We start from the raw sequence: 14,076 nt of genomic DNA, 5'->3' as shown, positions 1-14,076 counted from the left end.
AGTGAAGCGAGATAAGCTGTTAGCTGTACTCAATGAGGATTCACTTAGGGAGCACTTAATTAAACATGAATACTTTGATGTCCAGAGTATTAATGAGTGGATCAAGTTTAAGTTAGAAGTAGACTCCCTGCCTGGGTGCCGTGTTCGACTAATTTACATCGGTGGAGTATTAGCTGGGTGGTGTGGTATTCAACCTGACGATAACGGCTTTGAGATGGCTGTTGTCATATCTCAACAGTTTTGGGGTTCTGGACTCTCAGTATTCAAAACAATGATCGGTTGGGCTAAGGGGTTAGGGCATAAGGAAATAGTGTGTCATTTGCTTGATAGTAGGCCAGAATACAGGGCTTTGGAAAGAATATCCAAAACAGTGCATAAAACTGAGCTGTTGGGTCGATGTTTTACGACATACTGTATCGAACTCGATAAATATGTATAGATTAAACTATAACTGGTCGGTGTATCGTTTCTTTCTTGTTATATGAAAAAAATAAACTATGGCTTGGATTTTGGTTTCAGATATTTTTGGTCGTACAAAAGCGTTAGAGCGATTTGCAGCTGATCTTCCTGGTAGTGTAGAGATAGTTGATCCGTATAATTCAGGATTGATGAATTTCGATTGTGAAGTTGAGGCGTATTCACACTTTACATCAAAGGTTGGGTTCGATAAATACGTTGAAAAATTATCAGAACGAATCAGCGCATCATTTGGTCATGTGAGTTTAGTAGGTTTTAGTATTGGTGCATCGGCCATATGGAGATTATCTGATCATCAAGCTTTGAGTAATGTTTCAGGGGCAATTTTATTTTATAGTTCACAAGTTCGCCATTACGTAAAAATTGATCCTATATTTCCTACGCGCTTGATATTCCCGGCGATGGAGCCTCATTTTTCTGTATCAGAGGTCATACAGACTTTGAAGCAGAAAGAGCAAGTGGAGGTTCATCATTCCACTTACCTTCATGGCTTTATGAATCCCCATTCCAGAAATTATAATGCAGAAGCTTATGCTAAATACAAGCAGATAGTATGTAATACGCCCTTCAATGACCCCATCTGTAAAGGTTTCAGTTGAGTGCAGTTCGTATTGGAGTTTGACAAATATCACATAGAGACAGTTGTTATTGGTTAGTTTGTGCAAGTATTTAGCTAACCGAGGCCTTTCCAAAGGTCATAAACTAATTGGAAAGCCGCTGGGAAGACCGAACACTTGCTTCTCAACGGCTTCGGCAGTTCACCATCTATTCCTTTTGGATGCGCCTATATATTTCTTCTCGATGAACGGGTACGGACTTGGGGGCATGTATCCCCATCTTCACTTGATTGCCTTTAACCTCTAATACCTTAACCGAAACTTTGGTGCCGATTCGTAGGTTTTCACCTATTCGGCGTTTCAATATCAACATATTCATTTCCTACTGATATAGGCTACAAGAAAGAGCGTTCTCTTGGGTGAGTATTGAAAGAAGCGGCTAGAAGAGGGGGAGCACGAGAACGATAAGCATAGAAGAAGAAAAGGCGAGCGCAACGCTCCCAGAGCTTGGGGACACGCCTCAAGCTGCTGAATGTACACCACTTTATTGAAGACGAGCGGGTTTCTAGCGTATCATCCATACAGCCAGTGCGTCCTGAGTATTTTTTTTATTTTTTATAAATAAAAAATAAATACGTGCTATCCAGGAGATGGAGGTCGGCCCTCCGTTATCGCTTTGCAGGAAGTGATAACAAACCGCCTCAAGGTGATCGGAGTAAAGAGCTTTGGTTAGAAGCGCTTGAGGAAAAGGCGTAAGAGATACGTCAGGTATGTTGTGTAGAGACGAATGCAAATGAACCACTGATGAGGTGTCGAAAGCGTATTACCAAGATGATGTCAAAACCCGTGCACTGGCTAAGTGCGGGGATAAGCTTGGAGGTTACCTGTTTACCGACCGAGTGGCATCCGGCATAGAGGTGGCGTGAACACACAACAGGCTTTTGGGTGGAACAGGAGAACCTGTCGTCCAGGTGTTAAGGAAGAGCGTCAAGTAGAGGCCCTACAAGACGTTGAGTACCAAGACTGGTCACAGGGGCGGAACAACCCGTAGTAGTGGAGAAGCGGCTGTAATGGACGTGGAGCGAAGGGGTTGTCGTATTCGGCGACTAACCGTGTAATCAACCCAGATGGGGAGGAATTAACGATTAGCGCAAAGCCATTCAATATTCCCAAGCGAGCGGTTTGGGAAGCGTGGAAGCAGATTAAGGCTAATGGCGGCGGAGCGGGGATTGATGAGATAACGATAGAGCAATACGAATCGAGTCTTGTCAAAAACCTGTACAAGCTATGGAATCGGATGTCATCTGGCAGCTATTTTCCATCAGCCGTCAAACGAGTGGATATTCCGAAACTCGATGGCAGCCTGCGACCACTGGGTATCCCCACAATCGAAGATCGCATTGCACAAATGGTGGCTAAGCAACTGCTGGAGCCAGAATTGGAGAAGGTATTTCACCCTGACTCCTACGGTTATCGGCCAGGCAAATCTGCTATAGACGCAGTGCGTCGAGCTCGACAACGATGCTGGGATAGAATCTGGGTAGTTGATTTAGATATCAAAGGTTTCTTTGACAATATTAATCACGAACTCCTGCTGAAGGCATTAGATAAACATAATAATCATCGGTGGGTCAGACTCTATGTACAGCGCTGGTTAACGGCTCCAGTACAACATCGGGACGGACAGCTTGAAGAGCGAACACAAGGTACTCCACAAGGGGGCGTAATTAGCCCGCTACTAGCAAACTTGTTTTTGCACTACGCGCTGGACGCCTGGATGGTGAGAACGCACAGAGATATTCCTTTTGAGCGTTACGCGGATGATGCTGTTTACCATTGTCGTAATCCTCGAGAGGCGGATCGCTTACTGGCGGCTCTAAAAGCACGCCTGACTACCTGCGGGCTTGAAGCTCATCCAGAGAAAACCCGCAAGGTTTATTGCAAGAACAGCAACCGCAAAGACAACCACCCTGTGATCCATTTTGACTTTCTGGGTTATCGATTTGGTCCCAGGAAAGCAAAGAATCGCCATGGACAAACCTTCACTGCCTTTGGTCCATCAATGAGCCCAAAAGCTTTCAAGAGGATCAAGGATAAGGTTAGGCAATGGCGTGTGATTAACTGGGTGGATCGATCACTGTCGGAGATGGCACAAGCACTTAATCCAGCAATACAAGGATGGCTGAACTACTACGGTCACTTTGGGCGGAAATATGGTGTTTATCGACTTCAGAAGTATCTTGACCAAACGCTGATGCGTTGGGCCAGGAAGAAGTTTAAGCATCTGAAGCGAAGCTGTTTCAAGAGTTGGGTCTTTATTGGAAAGGTTCGTCAACAAATGCGTGGCTTGTTTGCACACTGGAGAATGGGAAGATTGAAAATGTGCTGAATACGAAGAGCCGTATGAATTGAGAGGTTCACGTACGGTTCTGTGAGAGGCTGAAGGGGAAGTTCCTTTGGTCTACTCGACTTTTGATAGTGTCTGTATCAATTTGGTTAGCTGGCCCCGGGTGTTGGTAGCACCTTGGGTCAGCGCCTTTTACTTATTCTTATATCTCGCTACCGTTCTCCTTTTGAAGGAATGGATCGTTTAGGAAATTCTGGTACTTCTCTTTAGGTGAGAGCCGAATCAAGCCGAACCAAAAATAACAAAATACTAATAGAGATCTATCGATTTTACGCATCTTTGATATGGAAACAAACTTAATTGTTTCTAATAGGATAATTTAAGCGCCTTTTATTTACCTATGTGCTAGTGTGATGAAGCTCAACCAAAGAGTTTCTCTCGTAAAGTACAAACACCTGGTAGGTCAGCTTCAAATTCTTAGAATCTATATTTTAAACATAAAGAATCTGAAAAATTTTGGTAGAAATATCGTAAGTGTTTTCTAATGAAAGCCTTGAAGGTTTAGGAATAATTGCCAAAGGTAACTTGCTACGGGACCCATCGGATCAGATGCTTGTCTAGCCACCCGCACTTCCAGTTCTTGCGGTTTTGGTATCCCTTCCACTGCTATGGGCGATAATAAGCCCTGTTCAAGCTCCGCTTCTATCATATGTTCTGGTAGCGTACCCCAAACCATACCTTGAAGAATAATTTCTTTTTTAGTCGGAAAATCGTTGACTCTCCATTGATCGCCCCCTTCAAGCACCCCGTAGGTTTTAGTGGATGACTTCCTACCACTGATGATCACCTGGGGATGGTGTAGCATAATCTGCCTTGGGATTTCCTCGTATTGGGTAAGTAGGGGAGAGTCGCCAGCGATCACAGAAATGAATTTCATATTCATTAGATGAATGGATTCAAGCTGGTCGTAAGTTTCAGTCCACGGAATAATAGCTATGGAAACCTGGCCTTCCGTCAATAAGTCCAGTGGCCCAAGGCCATTTTCGGAATAGACCTCCAAGCGTGTTTTTGGGTACTCAATTTTGCACTGACGGATTGCGCTGAGTATTGGGCCGACTGGTATGGCGGAAGTAAACGCAATACCTACTTCCAGTTCTTCTCCTGCGACTAGCTGTTTAGCTAAGCTCTCAAACGAGTGGGCTTCAGCTAGTACATATTTGGATTGTTCATACAGGGCTTTGCCGTCAGCTGTGAGTGTGCTCCTGTATTGGTCTCGATCAAATAGTTGTAGATTGAGGTCCGCCTCTAATTTCTTGATGGCGGCGCTTATAGTGGGCTGTGTTCGGTGAAGTGTTTGGGCAGCAGCTTTTAGCGAGCCACCTTCAACTATCGCCTTAAAATATCGTAATTGTTCCAAAGTCATAGTGGCGTGAGTTTAGAGAAAATATTGGTAAGTTTCTGATGCAGCATATTTGAGGGTCTTAAACTGAAAATAGCCATTAACTGGCTTTCTTTTATGAAGCATCTTTTCTATTGTGCTGACAACATGAGTAATCTGCACTCGATACCATTTGCCAGTGCTTGCAAACTGGACAGTATCAACATCGCTGATCATTTTGAATGAGTAACGTAAACCAGCTATTTGTTTTTCTTCTGCCAGTAGAAGCTGGGAGTCTGCGTACACCTTTTTACTTCATACCTGCGCGGTATCATCACCCGATATCAGCTAAACCAACATGCTAGTAAAAAGCTAACAAGAGGTTAGATTATAGTTAATATCATTAGCTTAAGTCTAACTTTATCCTTATCTCTCTATCAAAAAGTGACCTGTTCGTGAGGCATTGCGAACGGCCGCGCTTTATCCGAACAGTTGAACGATATTGAGGCGAGTTATGATCAAGCGGACAGACGTGTTAATCGTTGGCGGAGGCTTTGCTGGTGTTTCTGTGGCCCAAAAGTTAGCTAAGCAGGGTATGCAGGTGGTATTGGTTGACCGAAAGGACCATTTTGAAGTGACCTTTGCCACATTACGTAATGCGATAGCGCCTAACTTACTGACTGCTAATCCACGTAAATATTATCGTGACTTTATTCAGAGCGATTTTGTTCAAGCAGATGTGGTTTCCATGGATGACCGGATAGCAAACTCATCAAATGGATTAGAGATCCACTTTAAACAGGCAGTTATCGCGACAGGCAGTCGCTACCCAACCTTGCCGATAGCGAAATCCACATCAGCTTATACGATTTCCGAGCGTGAGCAAGAAATGCGGAATGAGCAAAAAATACTGGCGAAATCTCAGTCAGTTTTGATTGTAGGAGGCGGTACCGTTGGCGTGGAGCTGGCTGGGGAAATTAGCAGCGCTTATCCCAATAAAACCGTGACCTTAGTGCATTCTAAAGATGTACTACTTGGCCATCTTAAGCCTAAAGCTCAGAACAAGGCGCTAGAGCAGCTTACGGCTAAAGGCGTTAGCGTACACCTCAATACCCGGCTAGTTAAGGAAGGTGCAATTTACCGTTCTATGAATACTCAAGACACCTTCAAGGCAGACCTGGTTTATGAATGTGTAGGTATGTCGCCAAATACGGAGTTTCTAAAAACAGAATTACTCGGTGTGTTAGATAAGATGGGATTAATTAAAGTGGACGAATATATGCGGGTTAGGGGTTATTCTAACCTTTATGCGATAGGTGATTGCTCTACTCTGGATAAAAATAAGCACGGCTATATAGCAAACGTTCAAGGAGGCATCTTAGCGAGCGTTATCATTAATCAAGCCAAAGGTAAAAAGGTTAAGCCTTATAAAACACCTAGTTATGCCATTGTTACGCCGACCGGTACAGAGACTGGTGTAGCTCAAATGCCCTTTGGTGTTTTTACTTCAAAGCTATTTGTTAACCTGAAACAAAAAGACATGGGGATAGGCCACATGCTTAAAGCAAGCGGTACAACTCCAGACTTACTTAGCTAGAGCTTTTTGGTATACAGTAGAGTGCCTCTAATTAAAATCTATCAGTCTCTAAGGTTCCTCTGAATAGACATTCTCACTGACCATTGAAAATCAAGTAAGAGGTAGTCCAGATACTAGCAATACTTGCCAGATGCGTATGAGGCGGCATAGAGGTGTTACTGCCATTAGTAGTAGTGTAGTGGTCTAATCCTTCCGGACACTTCGCTAAGATGGTAAAACTACCAAGCGAGGTGAAGTATGACAACAAAAGGTACACGTCGGCATTTCAAGCCGGAATTTAAGAAAGACGCTGTAGCGCTAGTCTCTGTGCAAGGGTATTCAATTTCTAAAGCAGCAGAGGCTGTAGGAACAACAGCCAATAACCTGCGACGCTGGATAAAGGAACTGAAGCAGGAAGAAGACGGTGTGAGGTTGGATGTAGGTGAGCGCGCAGAGTTAGAGCGATTACGATGTGAAAATAAGCAGTTGCGGATGGAGAAAGAAATCCTAAAAAAGGCCAGCGCCTTCTTTGCGAAAGAAATGAAATAAAGTACAGCTTTATTGAAAAACAGCAAGGCAGCTTTCCTGTTAGGGTGCTCTGCCGGGTAATGCAAGTAAGTAAAACTGGTTATTACGATTGGTGTTGCCGTGGTAATAGCTCAATAGATGCTCAAACATGGCAACTATGCCATCGTTTGAAGGCCCTATTTGCAGAATCTAGACAGAGCCTGGGAAGTCGTCGGTTAATGAAGCTGTTACGTAAAGAAGGCTTTGAAGTCGGGCGCTATCGAGTCCGCAAGCTCATGAAAAAGCTAGGCTTGGCAGTAAAGCGTAAGAAGCGATTTACACTGACGACAGACAGTAAACATCACCTGCCGGTCGCAGAGAACCTTCTGAATAGGGAGTTCTCACCGAGTGCTAAAAATCAAGTTTGGACGACTGATATTACATATATTTGGACTTCGCAGGGCTGGTTGTACTTGGCGGTAGTGATTGATCTCTATTCGCGCCGGATTATTGGTTGGCATCTAGATCGGAAGATGGAAACGGCCCTGGTAACTCGTGCGTTGATGATGGCTGTCAATTTGCGTTCGCCCCCAAAAGGTCTCCTGCATCACTCTGATCGTGGCAGTCAGTATGCCAGCCATACCTACCAAACGTTATTGAGTCAGCATGGGATGGTGTGTTCAATGAGCCGTAAGGGAAATTGTTGGGACAACGCAGCGACTGAACGTTTCTTCAGCAGCCTGAAGCGGGAGTGGGTAACGGGAAACCTATATCCGACAAGGGAGGATGCGGTAGCAGATGTAAGAGCCTATATTGCTTATTACAACTCACGAAGAATACATACAACACTGGGAGACCTAGCCCCTATCGAATTTGAGAAATGTGCTTAAAGAAGTGTCCGGTTGGAGTTGACCACAACATAGTTTATTTACGTAGTTAGGTTCCCCGTCTGAATTTATTACAGGAAATTAGAGGGCCTTGTCTTCTTAATTTGCGGTATTGCGTATTTACGTTCTTCAACGTAATGTTTGTGCCGAAAGCATGAGAATGTAAGAAGTGAGTCCCGGCTCTTATGGGGTTCTACTAGGTACCCGTAAGAGCTGCGAAGGTCCCAAACTCATGGAAGGCTCCTTTCATGTGATGAATATTTTTCATAGGCTGTAATCTCAACGGGAAATTGAGCATAGGTAGGAGGTCTGTATGTTTATAGGAGAGGTGTCAAGAAGAACGAATCTCACTGTAAAAGCGATAAGATTTTATGAGGAAAAAGGCCTCATTGCCGTTCCTAAAAGGCAGGGCAGATATAGAGTCTATACGGCAGAAGATGTTGAAATTCTTACTTTGATCTCAGAAGCCAAAGTACTTGGGGTGACTTTGGCTGAGTTGAAGGATGTTATTCAGTACCATAATGGAGAGGTTGATTGGGCTCGAATCAGCGTTTTTCTGAAGAAAGTAAAAAGGAAAATTGAGGCTGAATTGGAATCACTTTCTAATAAAGCTGAAAAGGTTGATCAGTGTATTGCTTCTATAGATTCCTGCCATAAAAGTCTTGACTCTCCCCTTAAGGGGAGACGGTAGACTTTTCATCATGTCTTTAAGCAATAGTATGACGAGATGAAAAATATCCTACTTTTAAATGGCAATCCAAAGAAGAACAGTTTTGTTAAGCAGTTGAGCGATGTCTATGAGTCTGAAGCAAAGAGACAGGCTAATGTTCGGCGATATAACCTGTCGGAAATGGACTTCAATTCGAATTTAGAGTTTGGGTACGATGATTATCAAGTATTGGAGGATTGTCTATCTGAATTTCAAGAGGCTCTTAAATGGGCACAGCATATTGTTGTGGTGTCGCCTATTTGGTGGGGCGGATTGCCTGGAAAGCTCAAAGGCTTGATTGATCGATCTTTTCTTCCCGGAATTACCTTTAAATTTGAGAGTGGTAGTGCAGAACCGATACAGCTTCTTAAAGGCAAAACATCAAGAATAATTTTGACAATGGATGCCCCTACAGAATATTTAGAAGAACAAGCAAAGCCAGTATTAGAGCAGCTTGATCGATTTACTCTTCAATATTGCGGCTTCTCGAAAGCAGAGGTTAGTTTATTTGGTTCAATGATTATGTCTGATAAGAATCAACAGGACTCCTGGTTGAAAACGGTTAAAGAACTTGGTGTTAACTGTCTATAACTTAGAATAAATCGATCTATTTTAATTGGAGCCACCTAAAGACAATCAATATACTTGAGGATATCTAAACTTTAACAGGTAAATATATAAGGAAGTGTGTATCAAATATAGTATTTAATTGAGCTGCACACTCCTTATTGATATCTATCTTGTGAAAGTGCAGTAGTAATTGTTGCTATAGTATCGCTCAATCTTCATCCCCCAGAATGAAGATTGATCATACGGTTGAGAATAGAAAATAGTATTCGTTACTCTACAGTTCCCACCTTCATCTATTTCTTCTGGACAAACTTGTAGATTAACTTACGTCGAATAGGTGAATATCTGAGGTGTATTTATGTAGGTTCAAGATTGTCGTGTCCCGATAACTCTCTCTGTAATTGGGGGGCGGATTGGCAATACGAGATGAGCCGCAAGGTCAGTATAAATGGAAGACAAAAGGGAGGTTCGAACCCTCGGTGCAGAGCCACTTTTGAGTATATTTCATACAAATAGTTGGCGGATCACACCTTTTCTCACAAGAATCAGGCAAAATTCATATGGACGTCAGGTGTTATAAAGCCTGAATAGATACATTGGTTGCTTATTACTTCATGTTTAAGCAAGGATATGTCATGAGGCACCTTTGTATTTCAATGGTTCTACTCTCACTGTTAACCCTGAGTGTTAACAGTTATAGTCAGGATACACTTACAGTTCTTGAAGGACCCTATCTTGGACAGGAACCTCCTGGGTTAACTCCAAAGTTATTCGCCCCCTAGTCCCTCGAAAGAGTATCGGGATTGGGGTGGTTACTTCACGCCTGATATGAAAGAGTACTACGTTACAAGAAGATATCACCAAAGTGGCAAGTCTTCGAAAGTTGCATTCAAGCTTGAGGGTAATCGTTGGTATGAATCGGAAGTGGCCTGGGGTGGCTCTATCTCACCTGATGGTCAAACAATGTATTCTAGAAATCGATATAGAGAGCGCACTGACAATGGTTGGTCAGAACCTAAAAGCCTGGGGCCACTATTTGAAGACTTTCGTATCATGCGCCTTACGGCTTCTGCAAATGGAACCTTTGTATTTGATGAAGTAGGTTCAAATGGAGATGGTATTCTTCGCTATTCGCGTCTGTTAGATGGTAAGCGTGAAGTGCCAAAACCTTTTGGAAAACAGATAAATACAGGTAAGTGGACTGCTCACCCGTTTATTGCCCCTGATGAGTCCTACATTATCTGGGATAGTGAAAGAGAGGGTGGATATGGTGATAGCGATATGTACATAAGCTTTCGCCAACAAGATGGCTCATGGGGTGAGGCTATTAACTTCGGTGATAATATAAATACAGAAGGGGAAGATGGTGGTGGATATGTAACACCTGATGGGAAATACCTTTTTTACTGTCGGCGTTGTACCCCGCCGAATTTTGAAATAATGTGGGTAGATGCGGAGTTTATTGAGGCCCTTAGGCCTAAATAAAATTTACACTAAGCTACGCCTAGTTCTCTGTATCTATCATCATGTTGCTAAATTTAAATTCTTTTTTGATATTTCCGGTCTTCACGATACATGAAGCCCCGGTTGATCCCGCAGCAACCTGTTAAGTTGTATAGAATCCTTTCACCAAGTAAGAAGGTGAGCGCCACACCAAGTATGTGAGCGTTCACCTTTATGTGTTAGCCTCTATTAGCCACAAACTACCGAAAACTTGAAACAATGTTGATAGAAATCAGGTTAGATTGAGGTTTGTGCAACTAGAATACGCAATAAATATGCACGCCACAAAAAACCTGGGCTTTCAGATAGTCATTTCTCTATTTGGAACCGATGTTCAGCCTGAGACATTTGTTGTAGAACAGATAGCTAGTGCCGGAGTTAAAGTTAGTCCGGGAGATCGTTCAGTGTTAGTAGATTGGGGCCCCATGGTCGGTTAAAATTTATCAATGATAGAGATTGTCTTGTATTACTTGAGTTGATTTAAAATGTATGAATGGATTCCTTAAGTATTTTAGTCGTGTTCTCCTTACAGCTTCAGGTTGCCTATTTATTTTAGGTTTAGTTTCTGTGTTTTATGTGGAAGTAAAGCCTGTATACTTCAATATAAAGGAGATTACACTATATCAAAATGGGTATACTGATCCGGTCGGAAGGTTTGGTTCTTATGCGAAGAATAATGGAGGGAATACAAACTTTGTTTTATTTAGATACAAATATACGGTAGGTAAATCGTCATATAGTGGAGCCTGGATGAAAATAGGCTCTCCCTCAATGATAGGGCGAATGCGAACTGTATATTATAATCCAGTCCTGCCAATGTTCTCAGTTCTTGAAAAGGGAATCTCCTTGTTTTGGGTAATCTTTCTTGGAATGTTGGGGTATGGGCTTCTGGAAGTTCGCAATTGGCTATATCGATAAACACAACTTGTAAGGTTAATTCTGCAGGAAGTAACTATTTACTCTTGCTTGATTTTATACTTTTGGATATGGCATAACTTTTATAAAAATAAACTGTGAAATTATTATGAAAACTATCCTTTTTGTGTGCTGCTTTATGATCTGCTTAGGTATCAATGCAGCTGAAGTTGAAAACTGTACAAATTCTGAAATTAGCAATGAATATTTTGGGGGTTTTTCAAATATTCAATTCCATGAGGAGTCTAATTTAAAAGATGTTGCTCAAGAAAACCTTATTCAATACGCTAAAGAAATTACAAAAGTTGCAAATTGGGACTATAAGCTAAGTGGCCCAGATGAGCATTACTTACCAATTTTAATTGACTATCTTAAAAATCCAGCAGGTTTGGGTCCTGAAATAGAGTGTATGTGGTTGTTGTATGAGGAGGGAGATGTACTCCGACGTTTCACTGATGATCAAAGTCATGTATCTAGGAGTGGCTATGCCTTATTTAAAAAGGACGAGTTATCAGCTTATTTCTACAGCCAAATTATATTGCTTTAGTAGTGTAGAAATTATAAAAGGTGATGTAGATATCTCAGTTTTCGAGACTTTATATTAATAATAAAGGAGTGTCTTTTTGACTAAAGGTGAATGCAATTGTGGAGAGATAGCTTATGAGATACAAGAATCCCTCACAGATTTATATATGTGCCACTGTTCAATCTGCCGTCGTTCCACAGGGAGTGGCGCTATTACTGTAGCTATTGTGCCTACCGAGAAGTTTAGTTGGGTTAAAGGTAAGGAGAACCTTAAGTATTGGTCTAAGCCCGGGCATGATTGGCATACAAATTTTTGCGCTACTTGCGGTTCTACTCTGCCCGGAGAGAATGATTCTTTAAATACTTACATTCCTGCAGGAAGTTTGGTGGATGGTAACGAGAATCTAAAAGTGGTTCATCATTTATGGGTTGACTCAAAGGCCTCTTGGGAAGTAATAGGTGACGCCGGGAAGCAGCATCCCAAGGGGTTTGGGTCTTAATTTATTTAACGTTCTGGTTTATTGCGCTTTATATTTTACTCATTATTACGTGTGTAGTGACAGGGAGATTAATTTTGGAGTGAGTTTTGTCTCTGGATCTTGAGAATACAAGGCATTTTTAGGTGTATTACTACTGGGGTGTAAGGAAAGAATACACCGCACTCGAGACACGCTGTGAATACATCCCTGTAAGCTCCTAATCGGCATCCATGCCTCATAGGGTCTCGAGAGCAGTGTATTATTTCCTTCTCCCTTTTTAGTATCTCGGGTGTAATAGCCAGAGAGGAAACTCATTCTTCTGTTCAGGAAATTGCCGAAACAAGCTCATATCCTCTATCTAATGTCCAAATAAAAGCAATTGCGCTGCAGAGTCCAGCAACAGAATAACGTATCCGGATTTCCCATTCCTTTTTCCACAGCCTGGCTAAATAGGCAAGGGGCCATATGGCAAGAATTATGAGTACTTGCCCGACTTCTACCCCCAGGTTGAAGGCCAAGAGGCTTTGCCAGATATTCGGGGAGTCAACTTGGAGTATTTCATGTAATACAAATGAAAAACCCAGGCCGTGGAGTAGGCCGAGCATGCAGGTGCCGATAAAAATTGTACTTTCGCTGCCTGTGATCTTAGTGTCTTCCCTGTGTAGTGATATCCAGGCCATATAGATTATGGATAGGGCGATACCGGTTTCTACCATAGGTACGAACCAGCTGACTGTGGGAACAAAGCCAAAGAATCCGGCTGAGAGGGTGATACTGTGACCGATGGTAAAGCCGGTAGCGCGCCACAAGAGTAGGGGTAGGCTGAGTGCACCGAGGCTTAGGCAGAGTACAAACAACACGTGGTCCAACCCCTTTAGGATATGGGCGATGCCCTCCGCCAGAAAAGTCTTCATAGCGTCTATTGAGGAGTGGGTAATCAGTAGTGGCTTTTGCATAAGACCGCGTGAGCGAATGACCTGGGTCTTACCTGGGTTGTAATCCAGTACCAGGTTGGCGGTGTCTTCCTGGTTGGGGAGGCCGGGGTTAAGAGAGCTGGATAGTTGGTATTCTCCAAGGGGAGCTTCCAGAGGGTAGAAGATCTGAATATCAACCAAGGTGTCACCCACATACAACCTTTGATTGGTGTCTTCAGGTAAGTATTGGTGCAAAAATGCCTGCTGTGCCTCCTCCAGCGTTGCAAAACCTGGTTCATTTCCTATCCGATACAGGCGCACGGCTTTTACATCGCCTTTTATCTGCTTGTCAGTATTGCGGAGAAGAGTGGCTCTCTCTGCAATATTACCGAGTCCTAGAGGCGCTAGCTCCAGCTGCTGAAAATCCACATAATGGACCAATCCGCCTTGATCCAATGAGTTTTTGGTATAGGGCGCGGGTTGTGGGAGTTTGCCAGTATAGGGGTCGCGACCCTTTTTTGTTTTATCTGCCAGTAAATAGGGCATAGGCACTCTCATATATAGGTTGGCACCACTGGCTGTGTGCTCTATATGGAAAATCCGTACATTGAAGTTAAGAAGAAAGTGCGCTTGTGCTTGCCCGCTGAGGCTGGATATGAGGAGGTATAGAGCGATCATTGCGGGCAACTTGAGTGTGCTGTTTTTCATGGCTCAAACTATTTCTCTATTTTT

Annotated in this window: 15 protein-coding genes; 11 read left to right on the top strand and 4 right to left on the bottom strand. The window is 42.9% G+C overall.

Translation table 11 applies throughout. The annotated features are described in order from the left end of the window. The first annotated feature begins 1 nt into the window (after position 1). Positions 2–439 (top strand): N-acetyltransferase, encoded by a 438-nt coding sequence (locus ACJJIZ_RS17950; RefSeq protein ID WP_444914349.1) that lies wholly within the window; start codon positions 2–4, stop codon positions 437–439. Positions 440–497: 58 nt separating this feature from the next. Further along, complete coding sequence (locus ACJJIZ_RS17945; RefSeq protein ID WP_444914348.1) at positions 498–1,076, top strand: dienelactone hydrolase family protein; 579 nt, start codon at positions 498–500, stop codon at positions 1,074–1,076. Positions 1,077–1,242: 166 nt separating this feature from the next. Here ACJJIZ_RS17945 and csrA read toward each other — a convergent pair whose 3' ends face one another. Then, positions 1,243–1,407 (bottom strand): carbon storage regulator CsrA, encoded by a 165-nt coding sequence (gene csrA, locus ACJJIZ_RS17940; RefSeq protein ID WP_282933640.1) that lies wholly within the window; start codon positions 1,405–1,407, stop codon positions 1,243–1,245. Positions 1,408–2,124: 717 nt separating this feature from the next. Between csrA and ltrA the strand changes: the two genes are divergently transcribed. Beyond that, positions 2,125–3,423, top strand: a complete 1,299-nt coding sequence (gene ltrA, locus ACJJIZ_RS17935; protein WP_444914347.1) for a group II intron reverse transcriptase/maturase — start codon at positions 2,125–2,127, stop codon at positions 3,421–3,423. A 499-nt stretch (positions 3,424–3,922) separates the two neighbouring features. Here the strand turns inward: ltrA and ACJJIZ_RS17930 are convergent, their stop codons facing one another. After that, positions 3,923–4,804 carry a LysR family transcriptional regulator gene (locus ACJJIZ_RS17930; RefSeq protein ID WP_444914346.1) on the bottom strand — a complete coding sequence of 294 codons (882 nt, stop codon included), beginning with the start codon at positions 4,802–4,804 and terminating at the stop codon, positions 3,923–3,925. A gap of 12 nt (positions 4,805–4,816) precedes the next feature. Next, positions 4,817–5,065, bottom strand: a complete 249-nt coding sequence (locus tag ACJJIZ_RS17925) for a hypothetical protein (RefSeq protein WP_444914345.1) — start codon at positions 5,063–5,065, stop codon at positions 4,817–4,819. Positions 5,066–5,273: 208 nt separating this feature from the next. On the opposite strand from ACJJIZ_RS17925, the gene ACJJIZ_RS17920 reads away from it, so the two are divergent. The 8 genes from ACJJIZ_RS17920 (at position 5,274) to ACJJIZ_RS17885 (ending at position 12,451) form a co-directional block, all read left to right on the top strand. Beyond that, a complete protein-coding gene (locus tag ACJJIZ_RS17920) occupies positions 5,274–6,356 on the top strand; it encodes an NAD(P)/FAD-dependent oxidoreductase (RefSeq protein ID WP_444914344.1) in 1,083 nt (360 codons plus the stop codon). A 237-nt stretch (positions 6,357–6,593) separates the two neighbouring features. Then, positions 6,594–7,732, top strand: a protein-coding gene (locus tag ACJJIZ_RS17915) for an IS3 family transposase (protein WP_444914343.1) whose coding sequence is annotated in 2 segments (ribosomal slippage) — positions 6,594–6,843 and positions 6,843–7,732 — 1,140 coding nt in all. Because the reading frame shifts where the segments join, the coding sequence is not laid out codon by codon here. A 310-nt stretch (positions 7,733–8,042) separates the two neighbouring features. Next, the gene (locus ACJJIZ_RS17910) at positions 8,043–8,420 is read left to right on the top strand and encodes a MerR family transcriptional regulator (RefSeq protein WP_444914342.1); all 378 of its coding nucleotides are present in this window, start codon (positions 8,043–8,045) and stop codon (positions 8,418–8,420) included. A 36-nt stretch (positions 8,421–8,456) separates the two neighbouring features. Continuing rightward, complete coding sequence (locus ACJJIZ_RS17905) at positions 8,457–9,029, top strand: NAD(P)H-dependent oxidoreductase (protein ID WP_444914341.1); 573 nt, start codon at positions 8,457–8,459, stop codon at positions 9,027–9,029. 807 nt (positions 9,030–9,836) lie between these two features. Continuing rightward, the gene (locus ACJJIZ_RS17900) at positions 9,837–10,493 is read left to right on the top strand and encodes a TolB-like translocation protein (RefSeq protein WP_444914340.1); all 657 of its coding nucleotides are present in this window, start codon (positions 9,837–9,839) and stop codon (positions 10,491–10,493) included. Between the two features lie 293 nt (positions 10,494–10,786). Then, positions 10,787–10,948 (top strand): hypothetical protein, encoded by a 162-nt coding sequence (locus ACJJIZ_RS17895; protein WP_444914339.1) that lies wholly within the window; start codon positions 10,787–10,789, stop codon positions 10,946–10,948. A gap of 587 nt (positions 10,949–11,535) precedes the next feature. Next, complete coding sequence (locus tag ACJJIZ_RS17890) at positions 11,536–11,973, top strand: hypothetical protein (RefSeq protein ID WP_444914338.1); 438 nt, start codon at positions 11,536–11,538, stop codon at positions 11,971–11,973. A gap of 76 nt (positions 11,974–12,049) precedes the next feature. Beyond that, positions 12,050–12,451 carry a GFA family protein gene (locus ACJJIZ_RS17885; RefSeq protein ID WP_413662774.1) on the top strand — a complete coding sequence of 134 codons (402 nt, stop codon included), beginning with the start codon at positions 12,050–12,052 and terminating at the stop codon, positions 12,449–12,451. Positions 12,452–12,753: 302 nt separating this feature from the next. Here the strand turns inward: ACJJIZ_RS17885 and ACJJIZ_RS17880 are convergent, their stop codons facing one another. Continuing rightward, positions 12,754–14,052: a HupE/UreJ family protein gene (locus ACJJIZ_RS17880; RefSeq protein ID WP_444914337.1), complete on the bottom strand. Its 1,299-nt coding sequence runs from the start codon at positions 14,050–14,052 to the stop codon at positions 12,754–12,756. Between the last annotated feature and the right edge of the window lie 24 nt (positions 14,053–14,076).

Source organism: Microbulbifer maximicatervae (SeqCode) (assembly GCF_052467225.1).
This window is presented reverse-complemented; position numbering and strand designations above follow the sequence as displayed.